The sequence below is a fragment of the Streptomyces sp. MAI_2237 genome, assembly GCF_054189285.1.
In genome coordinates, this window is sequence record NZ_JAJPGQ010000005.1 from 936,040 (window position 1) to 951,153 (window position 15,114).

Annotated in this window: 14 protein-coding genes and 1 pseudogene; 8 read left to right on the forward strand and 7 right to left on the reverse strand. The window is 74.0% G+C overall.

The genetic code is table 11. The features are described 5' to 3' along the window. Positions 1 to 236: 236 nt before the first annotated feature. On the forward strand, positions 237 to 1,601 hold the full coding sequence (locus LN251_RS32630; RefSeq protein WP_458247754.1) for an alpha-lytic protease prodomain-containing protein: 1,365 nt from the start codon (positions 237 to 239) through the stop codon (positions 1,599 to 1,601). Here LN251_RS32630 and LN251_RS32635 read toward each other — a convergent pair. Continuing rightward, a pseudogene (locus LN251_RS32635) lies at positions 1,544 to 2,685 on the reverse strand (serine hydrolase domain-containing protein). The gene LN251_RS32630 and the pseudogene LN251_RS32635 overlap by 58 nt on opposite strands. A 346-nt stretch (positions 2,686 to 3,031) precedes the next feature. On the opposite strand from LN251_RS32635, the gene dhaK reads away from it, so the two are divergent. From dhaK to LN251_RS32650, 3 genes are read left to right on the forward strand one after another with little or no spacing between them, the layout of a single operon-like run. Continuing rightward, positions 3,032 to 4,024: a dihydroxyacetone kinase subunit DhaK gene (gene dhaK / locus LN251_RS32640; protein WP_458247755.1), complete on the forward strand. Its 993-nt coding sequence runs from the start codon at positions 3,032 to 3,034 to the stop codon at positions 4,022 to 4,024. 43 nt (positions 4,025 to 4,067) lie between these two features. Next, complete coding sequence (gene dhaL / locus LN251_RS32645; protein ID WP_458247756.1) at positions 4,068 to 4,667, forward strand: dihydroxyacetone kinase subunit DhaL; 600 nt, start codon at positions 4,068 to 4,070, stop codon at positions 4,665 to 4,667. Continuing rightward, positions 4,660 to 5,070 carry a PTS-dependent dihydroxyacetone kinase phosphotransferase subunit DhaM gene (locus tag LN251_RS32650; protein WP_458247757.1) on the forward strand — a complete coding sequence of 137 codons (411 nt, stop codon included), beginning with the start codon at positions 4,660 to 4,662 and terminating at the stop codon, positions 5,068 to 5,070. The genes dhaL and LN251_RS32650 overlap by 8 nt, the downstream gene beginning before the upstream one ends. Before the next feature lie 21 nt (positions 5,071 to 5,091). Here the strand turns inward: LN251_RS32650 and LN251_RS32655 are convergent, their stop codons facing one another. After that, positions 5,092 to 5,730: a TetR/AcrR family transcriptional regulator gene (locus tag LN251_RS32655; RefSeq protein ID WP_458248213.1), complete on the reverse strand. Its 639-nt coding sequence runs from the start codon at positions 5,728 to 5,730 to the stop codon at positions 5,092 to 5,094. 123 nt (positions 5,731 to 5,853) lie between these two features. Here LN251_RS32655 and LN251_RS32660 point away from each other — a divergent pair, with 123 nt between their 5' ends. Then, the gene (locus LN251_RS32660; RefSeq protein WP_458247758.1) at positions 5,854 to 6,615 is read left to right on the forward strand and encodes an SDR family NAD(P)-dependent oxidoreductase; all 762 of its coding nucleotides are present in this window, start codon (positions 5,854 to 5,856) and stop codon (positions 6,613 to 6,615) included. Between the two features lie 290 nt (positions 6,616 to 6,905). Here LN251_RS32660 and LN251_RS32665 read toward each other — a convergent pair whose 3' ends face one another. Beyond that, a complete protein-coding gene (locus LN251_RS32665) occupies positions 6,906 to 7,601 on the reverse strand; it encodes a glycoside hydrolase family 75 protein (protein ID WP_458247759.1) in 696 nt (231 codons plus the stop codon). A gap of 456 nt (positions 7,602 to 8,057) precedes the next feature. On the opposite strand from LN251_RS32665, the gene LN251_RS32670 reads away from it, so the two are divergent. Beyond that, positions 8,058 to 9,035 carry a fibronectin type III domain-containing protein gene (locus tag LN251_RS32670; RefSeq protein WP_458247760.1) on the forward strand — a complete coding sequence of 326 codons (978 nt, stop codon included), beginning with the start codon at positions 8,058 to 8,060 and terminating at the stop codon, positions 9,033 to 9,035. Between the two features lie 165 nt (positions 9,036 to 9,200). Beyond that, a complete protein-coding gene (locus LN251_RS32675) occupies positions 9,201 to 9,761 on the forward strand; it encodes a hypothetical protein (RefSeq protein ID WP_458247761.1) in 561 nt (186 codons plus the stop codon). A gap of 3 nt (positions 9,762 to 9,764) precedes the next feature. Here the strand turns inward: LN251_RS32675 and LN251_RS32680 are convergent, their stop codons facing one another. Both LN251_RS32680 and LN251_RS32685 read right to left on the reverse strand, forming a co-directional pair. Beyond that, on the reverse strand, positions 9,765 to 10,316 hold the full coding sequence (locus LN251_RS32680) for a PadR family transcriptional regulator (protein ID WP_458247762.1): 552 nt from the start codon (positions 10,314 to 10,316) through the stop codon (positions 9,765 to 9,767). Positions 10,317 to 10,338: 22 nt separating this feature from the next. Continuing rightward, positions 10,339 to 12,354 carry an oxidoreductase gene (locus LN251_RS32685; protein ID WP_458247763.1) on the reverse strand — a complete coding sequence of 672 codons (2,016 nt, stop codon included), beginning with the start codon at positions 12,352 to 12,354 and terminating at the stop codon, positions 10,339 to 10,341. Positions 12,355 to 12,471: 117 nt separating this feature from the next. Between LN251_RS32685 and LN251_RS32690 the strand changes: the two genes are divergently transcribed. Beyond that, entirely contained in the window at positions 12,472 to 13,620 is a 1,149-nt protein-coding gene (locus tag LN251_RS32690; RefSeq protein WP_458247764.1) for a M20 family metallopeptidase, read from the forward strand. Between the two features lie 86 nt (positions 13,621 to 13,706). Here LN251_RS32690 and LN251_RS32695 read toward each other — a convergent pair whose 3' ends face one another. Further along, on the reverse strand, positions 13,707 to 14,075 hold the full coding sequence (locus tag LN251_RS32695) for a hypothetical protein (protein WP_458247765.1): 369 nt from the start codon (positions 14,073 to 14,075) through the stop codon (positions 13,707 to 13,709). Between the two features lie 105 nt (positions 14,076 to 14,180). Beyond that, positions 14,181 to 15,056, reverse strand: coding sequence for a hypothetical protein (locus tag LN251_RS32700; protein WP_458247766.1), 876 nt, complete (start codon positions 15,054 to 15,056; stop codon positions 14,181 to 14,183). Between the last annotated feature and the right edge of the window lie 58 nt (positions 15,057 to 15,114).

The window sequence follows — 15,114 nt, forward strand, 5'->3', positions numbered from 1 at the left end:
ACGTGCCCATTGGTCCCTGGGCCGACGGCCGCCGGTCGCGCGGCCGGTCACCGGTGCGGGTGAACCGGCCCGGTCCGGCGGGTGGGAACGGGTCCGGCGGGCCGCTACTGCACATGCCGCTGCCGGTGTCCCCCGTAGTACGCAAAAGCCCGCGGCACGCGGCATCGGCGCCGCACCGGGGGCTAGGGGTGTGGTCTCACGACCCGCACCACCGCACCCTTCAGGAGGTACGCCGAATGGCAGACGGACACCGCGCGACCGTACGCGGCGCCGCCGTGGTCGCGCTCGGCACGCTCGCGCTGACCGCGATCCACCCGGCGGCGTCGGCCGGACCGGGCCGCGGCCCGGCTCCCACCGCCGCCCAGACGCTCGGCGCCGACAAGCCGTCGCCCAAGGTCCTGCACGCCCTGGAGCGCGACCTGCGGCTGACGCCCGACCAGGCGGCCACGCGCCTGGTCAACGAGGCAGAGGCCGGCACCCGGGCGGGCGTCCTGCGCAACACCCTCGGCACGCGCTTCGCCGGCGCCTGGGTGAAGGGCGCGACGGCGGCCGAGCTGACCGTCGCGACCACGGACCGCGCCGACTTCGCCGCGATCCGGGCGCAGGGCGCCACCCCGGTGGCCGTCCGGTGGGGGCTGGCCGACCTGCGGTCGGTGAAGCAGAAGCTGGACCGGGCGGCGGCCGGCGTCAAGACCGCCGACACCCCGGTGTGGTACGTCGACGTGCGGACGAACCGGGTGGTGGTGCAGGCCAGGAGCCGCAAGGCGGCGACCGCGTTCGTCAAGGCGGCCGGCGCCGCGGCGGGCCGCACGGCCGTGCGCCTGTCGGCGGAGCGGCCGCGGCTCATGGCGGACATCGTCGGCGGTGACGCCTACTACATCGACGCCATGGCTCGGTGCTCCGTCGGCTTCTCCGTCACCAAGGGCGACCAGCAGGGCTTCGCGTCGGCCGGCCACTGCGGCAAGCCGGGGTCCAAGACCACCGGGGCCGACCGGACCACCGCCCAGGGAACCTTCCGGGCCTCCACGTTCCCCGGCAAGGACATGTCCTGGGTGGCCACGGTCTCCGGCTGGACGGCCACCCCCTACGTCAAGGGGGAGAGCGGCCAGAAGGTCGAGGTGGCCGGTTCGGTGCAGGCCCTGGTGGGCGCGTCGGTGTGCCGGTCGGGCTCGACCACCGGCTGGCACTGCGGCACCGTCAAGGAGCAGGACACGAGCGTCAGTTACTCCGAGGGCACGGTCGACGGGCTGACGCAGACCGACGTGTGCGCGGAGCCCGGGGACTCGGGCGGCCCGTACATCTCCGGCGCGCAGGCGCAGGGCGTCACGTCGGGCGGTTCCGGCGACTGCACGAGCGGCGGCACCACGTTCTTCCAGCCGGTCAACCCGATCCTGGCCGACTTCGGTCTCACGCTGAAGACCACGGGGCAGACCTCCGCGGCGCCCGAGCCGTCCGACGCGCGCGCCTGGCGTGCGGGGCGGGTGTACGAGGCGGGGGCGGAGGTGACGGTCGGGACGGTCACCTACCGGTGTCTGCAGTCCCATCAGGCGCAGAGCTCATGGGCGCCGGACGTCACGCCCACCCTGTGGCAGCGTCTGTGAGACGCCGCCGGCGACGGTGAGGCCGGACGGGCCCGGGAGCGCGCACGCGCGCCGGGCCTGTCCGCCGCTACAGCTCCGCCAGCAGCCCCTACGCCGTGGCCACGAACGGGTCCTTCGCCCGGAACCGCCGGGTGCACACGGCCACCAGGGCCGTCTCGGTGTCCGGCCGGTATCCGAGGAAGGCGCCTGCCGGCCCAGGGTGGCGCCGCCGTGGAAGTACATGCCCGCGCCGTCGACCGGGTGCCGGAACCAGGCCACCGTGTGCACGTGCCGGTCCCCGGGCCTCGTCGCAGGACGGGACGGCGGGTCGCCCTGAACGCGTCCGCCAGGGGCGACTCGCCGGGCCGGAGGTGCGCTTCGAGGAAGGTGAGCAGGTCGTGCGGGGTGGAGCGCAGGGCACCGGCCGCCTGGACGCCGCCGGCGTCGAAGCCCGGGACGGGGGTACGGCCGTCCTTGCCGTGGCCCACGGCGTCGCGGCCGTCGCTCGTCGGCGCCAGGGCCGTGTCGCCGAGCCCGAGGGGGCGCAGCAGGCGGGCGGGGACGAGGTCCTCCCAGGGGGTGTGCGTGGCCGCGGCGAGCGCGTGGCCGAGGACGGCGACCCCGGAGTTGGAGCAGTGCCATCGGTCTCGTGCCGGCGGCGGGTGCGGTGCCGCAGGAACGCGTCGACGACGCGCTCGGCGGGGTAGCGGCCGTAGGGGTTGGTGCGCCGGGCGGGCAGGGCGCGCAGGCGGAAGCCCGCCGGCAGCGCCGGGAGCCCGGCGGTGCGGGTGATGAGGTGCGCGAGGGTGGCGGGTGAGGTGGGCTCGTGGCGCCCCGGAGCAAGGAGGCTCGCCGCGGTTTCGGTCCCGCTCACGGCACCGTGCCCGATCAGTTCGGTCAGCAGGGCCGCGGTGAACGCCTTGGTGGCCTCCCCGATCTCGTAGCGCAGTTCCTCGCGGGGGACGGCCGGGGGCGGCGCGGTTCCGCCGCTGCGGACCAGGCGCCGTCCCCCGAGGGACAGCGCGAAGACGACGTCGGGGGCGTCGACGGCGACCGCCGGCCGCGCCGCGAACTCGGCGCCGTCCGCTCTCGTGGCGGGCCGCACCGTCGCGTCGTCCCCGTCGTCCGGGGCGGCGCCCAGCCACAGTCGCGGACCTCGTCGAGGATCTTGTCTGCGGAAGCCTCAGCACCGTCTCCCTGAGTTCGGGCCTTGGTGTTGACCCTTCACCCAGTGTCCGAATGCCCCTGGTCAATGCGCGAAATCAGCAAATTTCATCGCTTACTTGTTCTATTTCCCCGGGACATGGTTACTGTTGCGTGCGGAAGTTGACGACAGAACATCCGGGCGGCGAAAACACCGCGCACGTGACCATCGCCGCGACAACGCCGATACTTTTCCCATGTGAGCTGCCGGGACTGCGGCTCAGCGGACACGTTTCCCGGAGGTAGTCATGAAGATGCTCATCAATGTCGCTGAGACCGTGGTGGCTGACGCCCTGCGGGGCATGGCGGCCGCCCACCCCGAACTGGCGATCGACGTCGAGAACCGGGTGATCGTCCGGCGGGACGCCCCCGTCGCCGGGAAGGTCGCGCTGATCTCCGGCGGGGGCTCCGGGCACGAGCCGCTGCACGGCGGATTCGTGGGCCCCGGGATGCTCTCGGCCGCCTGCCCGGGCGAGGTCTTCACCTCCCCGGTGCCCGACCAGATGGTGCGCGCCGCAGCGGCCGTGGACAGCGGGGCCGGCGTGCTGTTCGTCGTGAAGAACTACACCGGCGACGTGCTCAACTTCGACATGGCCGCCGAACTCGCCGAGGACGAGGGCGTCCAGGTCGCCAAGGTACTGGTCAACGACGACGTAGCGGTCACCGACAGCCTCTACACGGCCGGACGGCGCGGCGTCGGCGGCACGCTGTTCGTGGAGAAGATCGCGGGCGCCGCCGCGGACGAGGGGCAGCCGCTGGAGCGGGTGGAGGCGATCGCCCGTCAGGTCAACGAGAACGCGCGCAGTTTCGGCGTCGCCCTGAGCGCGTGCACCACGCCGGCCAAGGGCAGCCCCACCTTCGATCTGCCCGCCGGTGAGCTGGAGTTGGGCATCGGCATCCACGGCGAGCCCGGCCGGGAGCGGCGGCCGATGATGACCTCCGGCGAGATCGCGGACTTCGCGGTGAACGCCGTCCTGGAGGACATGCCGCCGCGCAACCCGGTGCTCGTGCTCGTCAACGGCATGGGCGCGACACCGCTGTTGGAGCTGTACGGCTTCAACGCCGAGGTGCAGCGCGTCCTCACCGAACGCGGAGTCGCCGTCGCCCGCACGCTGGTCGGCAACTACGTCACCTCGCTGGACATGGCCGGGGCCTCGGTCTCCATCTGCCAGGTCGACGAGGAGCTGCTGCGGCTGTGGGACGCGCCGGTGAACACGCCGGGGCTGCGCTGGGGCATGTGAGACACCGGACATTCGGGCCGTACCTACCACGCAAGGAGATCCAGTGCTCGACGCCGATTTCTTCCGCCGTTGGATGACGGCCACCGCCGCGTCCGTGGAGCGCGAGGCGGAACGGCTCACCGCCCTCGACTCCCCCATCGGGGACGCCGACCACGGCAGCAATCTGCAGCGCGGGTTCCGGGCGGTGACCGCCACCCTGGAGAAGGAGGCGCCGGTCACGCCCGGCGCGGTCCTCACGCTCACCGGACGCCAGTTGATCTCGACCGTCGGCGGCGCGTCGGGCCCCCTGTACGGCACACTGCTGCGCCGTACCGGCAAGGCCCTCGGGGACGCCGCCGAGGTCACTGAGGAGGAGCTGGCCGAGGCGCTGCGGGCCGGAGTGGACGCGGTCATGACGCTGGGCGGCGCCGCGCCGGGCGACAAGACCATGATCGACGCGCTCGTGCCGGCGGTGGACGCGCTCGGCGACGGTTTCACCGCCGCTCGGGCCGCCGCCGAGCAGGGCGCGCTGGCCACGACACCCATGCAGGCGCGCAAGGGCCGGGCCAGCTACCTGGGCGAGCGCAGCATCGGCCACCAGGACCCGGGGGCGACCTCCTCGGCGCTGCTGATCGCGGGACTCGCGGAGGCCAACGGTGAGTGACGACAAGACCGTCGGGATCGTCCTGGTCTCGCACAGCGCCGAAGTGGCCGCGTCGGTGGCCGAGTTGGCCAAGGGCCTGGCGGGCGGGGGCACTTCGGTGCACGTCGCTCCGGCGGGCGGCACGGAGGGCGGGGGGCTCGGCACCAGCGCGGAGCTGATCGCCGCGGCGGCCGCCTCCGTGGACCGGGGCGCGGGGGTCGCCGTCCTCACCGACCTCGGCAGCGCGGTGCTGACCGTGAAGGCGCTGCTCGCCGAGGGCGACGAACTCCCCGGCAACACGCGCCTGGTGGACGCCCCCTTCGTGGAGGGGGCGGTGGCCGCGGTGGTCACGGCGGCCACCGGCGCGGACCTCGCGGCGGTGGAGGCGGCGGCCGCGGATGCGTACACCTACCGGAAGGTCTGACGGTCCGGGCCGGGAACGCGCCTATCCGAACCCCTCCGCGACGACGGCCAGGGCCGAGCGGACGATCCGCGTCAACTCGTCCTGCGGCGTCGCGCGGCCGGGCCCCGCGTCGGCGGTGTGGAGGGCGTAGTGCTCGACCGCGGCGCGCAGGGCGGCGTTGACCATCGCCGCCCGGACGACGGGCCGCAGGTCGTCCGGCGGCAGCCCGGCGCCCTCCGCGAGGGCGCGGGCGAACGCCGGTTCCGCCTCGTCGTAGGTCTGCAGCCAGACGGCGCGCAGGCCGGTCTCCGTGCGGGTCAGCCGTACCAGAGCGCCCACGGTCTCGTGGTCGGGGCCGACGAGTTCACCGAGCTCCGCGGTGGCCTCCGGCGCGAGGACGTCCTCGAGCGGCCGGCCCGGCGCCCAGCTCCGCAGCCGGTCGGCGACCCTCTCGATCCCCGCGGTGAACAGCGGCCGTACGCAGGCCTCCTTGCTCGGGAAGTAGCGCCAGACCGTGCGCGCGGAGACCCCGACCGCCTGGCCGATCTGTTCGCCGGTGGTCGCCGCGACGCCCTGGGCGACGAACAGCTCGACGGCCGCCCGGGCGATCCGCAGCCGGATCTCGGCCTTGCGCTCGTCGGTCAGCGGCGGTCGTCCAGCACGTCCGCGGGCGGCGGTCATCCGGTCCTCCGGGTCGGGGGCGATCACTCCTCCGGAATTGTCCACCACGACTTTATGTCGCTCAGAGACATTAAGTCGTAGGGTGGCCCCCACCCAGGTCTGTCCCAGGAACAGGAGCACCCCATGGCCGGCCAGTTCGACGGACGCGGCGTGATCGTCACCGGAGCGGGCTCGGGCATCGGGCGCGCCGCCGCGCTGGCCTTCGCCTCCCAGGGCGCCCGGGTCCTCGCCGCGGACCTCGACGCGAAGGGCGCGGACGGCGTCGTCCGGGACATCGAGGGCGCGGGCGGCGTCGCGGTCGCGGTCGTGGGCGACCTCGGCGAGCAGAGTGTGGTCGACGAGGTGGTGCGGACCGCCGTGGAGCGCTTCGGCGGGGTGGACGTCCTGGTGAACAACGCCGGGATCATGGACAGCATGTCGGCGCCGGCGGACGTGACCGACGCCGAGTGGGAGCGGGTCCTGCGGGTCAACCTCACCGCTCCGTTCCTGCTCACCCGGGCGGTGCTGCCGCACATGCTGGCGGCGGGCCGCGGCGCGATCGTGAACACCGCCTCCGAGGCCGGCCTGCGCGGCAGCGCGGCGGGCGCCGCCTACACGGCCTCCAAGCACGGCCTGGTGGGCCTGACGAAGTCCCTGGCGGTGATGTACCGCCGGCAGGGCATCCGGGCGAACGCCATCGCCCCGGGCGGCACGGCCACCGGCATCGTCGTGGACGCCGACCAGGCCGCCCACGGACCGGCCGCGCTCGGCCCGCACTTCGTCAACCTCGGACGCGTCGCCCAGCCCGAGGAGCAGGCGGCCGCCATCCTGTTCCTCGCCTCGGACGCGGCGAGCGACATCAACGGCGTGGTCCTGCCGGTCGACGACGGCTGGTCCGCCGTCTGACGCGCACCCTGGACGTCATCCGCGGACCCGCGGCCCGGCGCGCACCCGCGACCTCGTGCGCGGACCCGCCGCCCGAGGCGCCCGGCCCCTCCGGACCCGTCGGTCCGGCGGCACGTCGAACCCGACTCCGCCCGCCGCGCCTGCGACGCCTCACACGCGGACGCGCCGGGCGCGCCGGGCGCGCCGGCCCAGGGACGCCCCGTCCGCGAGTCCCGCCAGGCCCGCACGCCCTCGACACCACCCCCATGGGCCCGCCCCGGCGGCGCGCCGTCCGACGTGCTCTCGGTGCCTCATCCGCCCCGCACGAACAGTCGCGCCAGGCGCCGGCCCGTGGCGACGGCGGCGGCGTGGTCCTCGATGGGCTTGACCTGCGAGTCCTTGAAGACGATGTAGGTGACCCCGGAGGGCGTGCCGCCGTGCCGGGGGTCGGGGGTGATGCCGAGGCCCCGCGCGGTGGCGTAGGAGGCCTCGCCGATGATGTCGCGCGGGCCGACGTCGCCGACCACCGCGTACTGCACCCGGTCCCGGTAGACGACCGCCGCGACCGAGCCGCCGCGCACCCCGTGGTCGCGGTGGTTCCAGATGCGGCTGTCGGCGGGCACGACGATGTACGGCAGGCGTTCGGCGCTCAGATGGCGGCCGTCGGACTGCTGGTAGGCGGTCAGGGAGGAGAACTGCGGGTCGGTGCGGCGGTTGCAGCGCGGACCGGCCCGGCCGTCGCAGTCGACGTCCAGGTCGGCCTTCCAGAAGACGGCGTCCCGGGTGCCGCAGACGGGGATGGTCGCCCGTCCCCCCTCGTCGCTGCGGTAGCGGCCGCGGGAGACCTGGGTGCAGCCGCGCACCTTGGCGAGCAGGTCGGCGGCGCTGACGTCGCCCTCCCGCCAGGCCACCGGCTGCGCCGCGAAGCGGGCGTGGGCTGCGGGCGACGTCGTGGGGGCGAGCAGGGCGGCGCAGGCCGCGGCCAGCGTCAGCGACTGGACACGCACGATGGGGGGAGCCTCTCCTGGGGGACACTGACGAACACTCAGTCAATCTGACCCCGGTGCGCCCGCACGGCCACCACAAGGGGGCCGGACGGTGCACGACCCGAACGGGGGGCAGGGGCCGGGGACCTGATCCGGCGTCGGCCCAGGTCCCCCGGCCGCCCGTTCCCCGGCGCGGGATCAGCGACGACAGCGGCCCGCGCCACGGCGTGAACTCCCGAGCCCTCGAAGAGAGTTCGGCCGTACGGAGCTTCAGCATACGGAACCTCCGCGGGCGGTCGCCAACGCACCGGGTCGTACGACCCCCGAGCGCGGCGAGGGCGGACTGCGCCGGGAGGAGTGTCACCGCGCGAGCGGGTGTACGGCGCCACGGCGCCGTAACGCCCTCTTGTCGAGTCGGCCGCCGGGCTCCATATTGGTCCGTACCATTGCCGCCGCATCCGCTCGGAGGGCCGTGCCGTGCGTCTCACCGCCGTTCAGCCCCGCCGCCTCCTCGCCCTGTGCGGCGCTGTCGTCTGGGCGGCAGCGTGCGGGGCGCCAGGCCCGAGCGCCGGCGACGGTCGGCTGCCGGGGGCGCCCACGGGCGTCACCGCGGCGGCGGGCAGCGCCGCCAGCGTGCACGTGATGTGGGACGCGGTGTCCTCGACTCCCCGCGTCCGGCTCTACGAGGTGTACCGCGGCGCCACCAAGGCGGCCGAGGTGCCGGCCTCCGAGCACATGGTGGACGTCCCCCGCCTCCGCCCCGCCACCGCCTACGTCTTCACCGTGCGGGCCCGCGACAGCGAGGGCCGGCTCGGACCGCCCAGCCGCCCGGTGCGCGCGACGACCCCGGCGGCGGTGGCCGCCGACGACACGGCACCCACCCGCCCGGGTCCGGCCCGCGGCCGGGTGATCGGCAGCCGTGAGGTCCAGCTGTCCTGGTCGGCGTCCCGGGACGACACGGCCGTGCTGTCGTACGACATCTACCAGGGCGGCTCGAAGATCCACAGCGTGGGCGGGAACCAGACGGCGACCGTGCTCACGGGCCTGCGGCCGGGTACCCGCTACGCCTTCTCCGTCCGCGCCCGCGACGCCGCCGACAACGTCTCCCCGCCCGGCGGCACCGTCCACCTGGCCACCCCGGGCTCCGACGACGGCCGCGGCACCGCGCCCACCGCCTTCCGCGCCGGCTGCCACCGCGACGGCGGCGCGTACTACCTCGACCTCTCCTGGACCGTGCCACGCACGGACGGCGTGGTCACGGAGTACCAGATCCACCTGGACGGACAGCCCGCCACCTCCCTGGTGTACGGGGGCGACGCCCCGCGCGACCGGGCGCGCTACAGCTTCTACGTCGGCCGGGAGGCGGGCGTCACGCATCGCGTACGGGTCCGCGCCAGGCTGCCCGACGGCACCTGGGGCGGCTTCTCGGCGGAGCGATCGGTGACGACGCGCTAGCCGGCGGCCGGCACCGGACGGAGCAGTCCGTCACCTGCCCGGCGGCGCTCCGCATGCATGAGGGGACGGCGCCGCGTTGGCTGACCCCGAGGCAGCACGGGCGTTTCCCGACCTCCGGCGGCACAAGGGATGTTCCGCCGACCGTGCCGCCGGAGGGCAGTCGACATGCGCAACTCTCAGCCTCTGATCCGGACCGGCCTGGCCGTGGCAGCCGCCGCCGCGCTGCCCGTCGCCCTGGCCGCCGCCACGCCCGCCGCCGCGCTGGGCTCGGGCATCTCGGTGAGTACCAGCGGGTCCACCGTGTCGGTGACGACCACGGTGTGCAACCAGACCGCGAGCAACGGCATGTGGGGCACCGCCTCACTGCTCAACAGCAGCCAGGCGAACTTCTCCCAGGGCCGCCAGGTGGCCCTGTCGGGGACGACCAGCATCCAGACGGCCGCCTGGCAGGGCGTCAGCCCCGGCACCTACACGGTGATCGTGATCTGCGCCTTCAACAACAGCACCGCGGGCACGCAGTCCGTCATCGTCTCGGCGGCCTCCGCGTCCCCCACCATCTCGGCCACCTCCTCGCCGTCGCCGTCGCTGGGCGTGATGGGCGGTTTCGGCGGCGCGGTGCGCGACTACGGCCCGGTGACACTCGGCGTGGGCAGCGCCCTGGTGGGGACGGGTGTCATCGCGACGGCCTGGTACCTGCGCCGCCGCACCAAGCCCCACCGGCTCTGAGCTTCACGCGTCCTCCGCGCCGGGCAGTTCGGCGCACTCCTGAAGCGCGTGGGCGAGCCACTGCGTCCAGAAGGTCTCCAGGTCGATGCCCGCCCGCAGCACGAGATGCCGCAGCCGGTCCTGGGCGCTGTCCCTGCCGGGCGGGAAGTCACGCTTCTCGATCTCCTCGTACTCCGCCAACTGCCGCTGGTGCAGGGCGAGATGGCGGCGCAGATCAGATTCGATGCCCTCGGTGCCCACGACGGCCGCCGCGCGCATCCGCAGCAGCAGCGTGTCGCGGTGCGGCCTCGGGTCCTGGGCGGCTGCGGTCCACCGCTGGAGTTCGGCTCGGCCCGCGGGCAGGACCTCGTAGCTCTTCTTCTGCCCGCGGGCCGGCTGCTCGGTGGGCAGCGCTCGGATGTGTCCCTCGGCCTCAAGACGTCCCAGCTCGCGGTAGATCTGCTGGTGCGTCGCCGACCAGAAGTAGCCGATCGACCGGTCGAACCGGCGGGTCAGCTCCAGCCCCGAGGACGGCTTCTCGAGCAGGGCGGTGAGGATCGCGTGCGGGAGGGACATGGAGTCATCCTAGGGACGGCCGCTACAGGGCGGCCGCGACCTCGGTGCCCTGCTTGACGGCGCGCTTGGCGTCCAGTTCCGCGGCCACGTCCGCCCCGCCGATCAGGTGCGTGCTGCGGCCGGCGGCGACCAGCTCCTCGTACAGGTCGCGGCGCGGCTCCTGGCCGGTGCACAGCACGATCGTGTCGACGGGCAGCACGGTCGACTCCTCACCGACGGTGATGTGGAGACCGGCGTCGTCGATGCGGTCGTAGCGCACGCCGGGCACCATGGTGACGCCCCGGTGCTTGAGCTCGGTGCGGTGAATCCAGCCGGTGGTCTTGCCGAGGCCGGCGCCGACCTTCGACGTCTTGCGCTGCAGCAGGTGCACGGTGCGCGGCGGGGCGGGGCGCTCGGGGGCGGCGAGTCCGCCGGGGCCCCGGTAGTCCATGTCGACACCCCACTGACGGAAGTACGTCGCCGGGTCCTCGCTCGCCTTGTCGCCGCCGTCGGTGAGGAACTCGGCGACGTCGAAGCCGATGCCGCCCGCGCCCAGGACGGCGACACGGTCGCCGACGGGCACGCCCTCGCGCAGGACGTCGAGGTAGCCCACGACGCTCGGGTGGTCGATTCCCGGGATGTCGGGGGTGCGCGGGGTGACACCGGTGGCCACGACGACCTCGTCGAAGTCGGCCAAGTCGTCGGCGGTCACGGGGGTGTTGAGGCGTACGTCCACGCCGTGCGCGTCGAGCTGGTGGCGGAAGTAGCGCAGGGTCTCGTCGAACTCCTGCTTGCCGGGGACCTTGCGGGCGACGTTCAGCTGGCCGCCGACCTCGCTCGCGGCGTCGAACAGCACGACGTCGTGGCCGCGTTCGGCGGCGGTCACGGCGCAGGCGAGTCCGGCCGGGCCGGCGCCGACGACGGCGACGCGCTTGCGCAACCGGGTGGGCGACAGCACGAGTTCGGTCTCGTGGCAGGCGCGCGGGTTGACCAGGCAGGAGGTGATCTTCCCGCTGAAGGTGTGGTCGAGGCAGGCCTGGTTGCAGCCGATGCAGGTGTTGATGGCCTCCGGTGTTCCGGCGGCGGCCTTGGCGACGAAGTCGGGGTCGGCGAGCATCGGCCGGGCCATCGACACCATGTCCGCGTACCCTTCGGCGAGCAACTCCTCGGCCAGTTCGGGGGTGTTGATGCGGTTGGTGGTGACGAGCGGGATCGACACCTCACCCATCAGGCGCTTGGTGACCCAGGTGTAGGCGCCACGGGGCACGGAGGTGGCGATGGTGGGGATGCGGGCCTCGTGCCAGCCGATGCCGGTGTTGATGATCGTCGCACCGGCCGCCTCGACGGCCTTGGCGAGGGTGACGACCTCGTCGAGGGTGGAGCCGCCGGGGACCAGGTCCAGCATGGACAGCCGGTAGACGATGATGAAGTCCTCGCCGACGGCCTCGCGCACCCGGCGCACGATCTCGACCGGGAAGCGCATGCGGTTGTCGTACGAGCCGCCCCAGCGGTCGGTGCGGTGGTTGGTCTGCGCGGCGATGAACTCGTTGATGAGGTAGCCCTCGGAGCCCATGATCTCGACGCCGTCGTAGCCGGCCTGCCTCGCGAGGCGGGCCGCGCGGGCGTAGTCGTCGATGGTCTGCTCGACCTCGGCGTCGGTGAGCTCGCGGGGCGGGAAGGGGCTGATCGGTGCCTGGAGGGGGCTCGGGGCGACCAGGTCCTGGTGGTAGGCGTACCGGCCGAAGTGCAGGATCTGCATCGCGATGCGGCCGCCGGCCCGGTGGACGGCCTCGGTGATCACCGTGTGCTGCTGGGCCTCGGCGTCGGTGGTGAGCTTCGCGCCGCCCTCGTAGGGGCGCCCGGCGTCGTTGGGCGCGATGCCGCCGGTGACGATGAGGCCCACTCCCCCGCGGGCCCGGGCGGCGTAGAACTCCGCCATGCGCTCGAAGCCGCGCTCGGCCTCCTCCAGGCCGACGTGCATGGAGCCCATGAGGACGCGGTTGGGCAGGGTGGTGAAGCCCAGGTCGAGCGGGTTCAGCAGGTGCGGGTAACGGCTCATCGGGCCCCTCCGTGCGCGGTGTCGTGTCTGTAGTTCTAGAGGACGGGCGAGGTTTTGTGCAACTAGTTGCACAACCATGGGGGCGTGACTCCGGCCACCGTCGGGCACAGTCACCGCATGACCGCGGAGACCGTCGAGCTGGCCCGGGAACTGATCCGCCGCCCGAGCCGGGGCGGGATCGACGACCACGGGCCCGTCCTCGCCGCCCTCGACGACTGGCTGGGCGCGCACGACCTGCCGCGACGGCGGCTGCGGGACGACTCCGGCCGGACGGTCGCCCTGCTCGTGGAGATCGCCGGCGGCCGCCCCGGGCCCTGGTGGACGCTGGACGCCTGCGTCGACACCGCTCCCTACGGCGACGAGGGCGCCTGGTCGTTCCCGCCGACCGCGGGGGACGTGGTGGACGGGTGGCTGCGGGGGCGGGGCGCGGCCGACTCCAAGCTGGCGGCGGCCCTGTTCTGCCGGATCGCCGCCGAGGTGCGCGAGCGGGCCGGTGAGCTGCGCGGGGGGCTCGCCGTGCTGCTGGACGCCGACGAGCACACCGGCCGCTTCGGGGGCGCCCGCGCGTATCTCGCGGACTCGGCGGCGGTGCGCCCGGCCGGGGTGATGATCGGCTATCCGGGGCCGGACGAGGTCGTGGTCGGCGGGCGGGGGCTGTGGCGGGCCACGCTCACGGTGCACGCCGAGACCGGCCACTCGGGATCGAGGCGTCCGGCGCCGGGGGCCGTCTCCCGCGCCGCCCGGCTGGTGCGGCTGCTGGAGGAGGCCGAACTACCGGACGCGGAAGGGGAGTTCCCGTTGCCACCCCGGCTGACGGTGACCTTCTGCCACGGCGGGGAGGGGTACTCGGTGGTCCCCGGGCGGTGCGAGGTGGGCGTCGACATCCGCACCACACCGGGCTTCGGCGCCGAGGACGCGGAGGCCGTCGTCCGCGCCGCGGCCACCGAGCTGGACGCGCGGCTGCCCGGCCCCCGGCCGACCGGAATCACGCCGGTGGCGTCCTGGCCGCCGTACCGCCTGGAGCAGGACCGGCAGCCGGCTGCGGCGCTGCTGGAGGCCGCCGCCCGTGAGGGGCTCGCCGTGCGGGCGAAGACCGCGGGGCCGTCGAACATCGGCAATCTGCTGGCGGCCGAGGGCATCCCGGCCACCGCCGGCTTCGGCGTCCACCACGAGGGACTGCACGGCGTGGACGAACGGGCCCGTCTGGCGGACCTGCCCAAGGTCCACGCCGTGTACCGCCGCACGGTCCTCACCCTGCTGTCCTGAAGCGCGCCCGAAGGGGCGCGGGGAACTGCGCGACCGGCCACGACGAAGCCGCGGCCCGCCACCCACCGCACCCGGCCCCGTACGTCTCAGCGGCTCTCCAGAACCACATGCAGCTCCCTCTCCTGGTCGCCCGAGGCGAAGGAGAGGTCGCGCACGGAGAACAGCGGATCCAGCGTGCTGCGCAGCCGCTCGATCGCCCAGTAGCCCCCCTGGGCGTCGACCGAGACCGAGGACGTCAGACGGGCGGGTGGCGGACAGGAGTGGGCGTCGGTGACCTCGAAGGTGCCGAGCCACACCATCGGCCGGGTCTCGTGCAGCTGCTGGGGCACCTCGTCGGCGCCGCGGTCGGACTCGAAGCACGCGCACAGCGCGTCGAACACGATCCGGGCGTCCTCCTTGCTGCAGCCACTGATCTCGAGGGAGACGGGCTCCTCGTGCGATCGTTCGCGGTCCATGTCCTGATCGCTCCTCTCGTGGAGGTGACGCGGCAGGGCGGGTTCCCCGCGAACCGCGTCACATCCCCAGAAAAGCACCACTGCGGTCAGCGGACCAGCGAGGGCTCAGCTCTTGGTGAACCGGTAGGTCTTGCTGTCCGTCAGCACGCAGAAGCCCGGCGAGACGACGATGACGCGCAGGGTGCCGTCCCGGCGGTCGTAGTCGATGCCCTCCGCCTCGAACGTGCCCGAGCAGGAGCTCCTGAGCGGCAGCTGCCGCAGCGCCGTGACATGTCCGGTGACGTCGGACGTGCCGTTCGCCGGAGCGGACAGGTCGATCTGCAGCAGGGGCTTGGTGACCCCGAACAACGTGCCCGCGGGGTCGTCCGAGGAGCACAGCAGCCGCGTGGCGGTGACGAAGTCGCAGCCCTGCACGTCGCGGACGGCGTGGTCGAGGACGACGGTGGAGACCTGCGGGAGGTTCGCCGAGGGCGACGTGGCCGCATCGACGCCGGGCGTCGGGAAGACGAGGAAGCGGCTCATGGTGCCGTACTCCCCGGACAGCATCCACTGTCCGTCGGGCGAGATCGCCACCCACGAGTTGTTCAGCGCCTCGCCGGCGCTCAGCGTGTGCGTGTACTCGGACCAGGCGCCGCCGGGCGCCTGCACCCGGAACATCTTCGCGGTGCCCGAGTCGGCCTGGTACGGCTCGACGTAGTAGCCGGTGGCGGAGACGTCGGGGTCGCCGACGTGGTTCCAGCCGCGACTGGAGACGGAGAGGGGGATGGTGCCGATGCCGGTGTAGCGGTTGGGGCTGCCGGCCGGGACCTCCACCGAGGCCAGCCCCTGGCTCTCGGTCAGCGGGTCGGCACGGTCGGAGCCCACCTCGGTCCAGGTGTCGGCGGCCGACGCGTGCGGCGCGGCCGACAGGACGGCGGCGGCGGCGAGGGCGAGGGCGGCGGTCAGGACGCAGTGACGACGTTGCCGGGCACGCAGGGGCATGCGAGGGCTCCTCGATGGGGGGCGGGGTGTTCCTCGGCGGCCAGTCTGTCCGGACCGG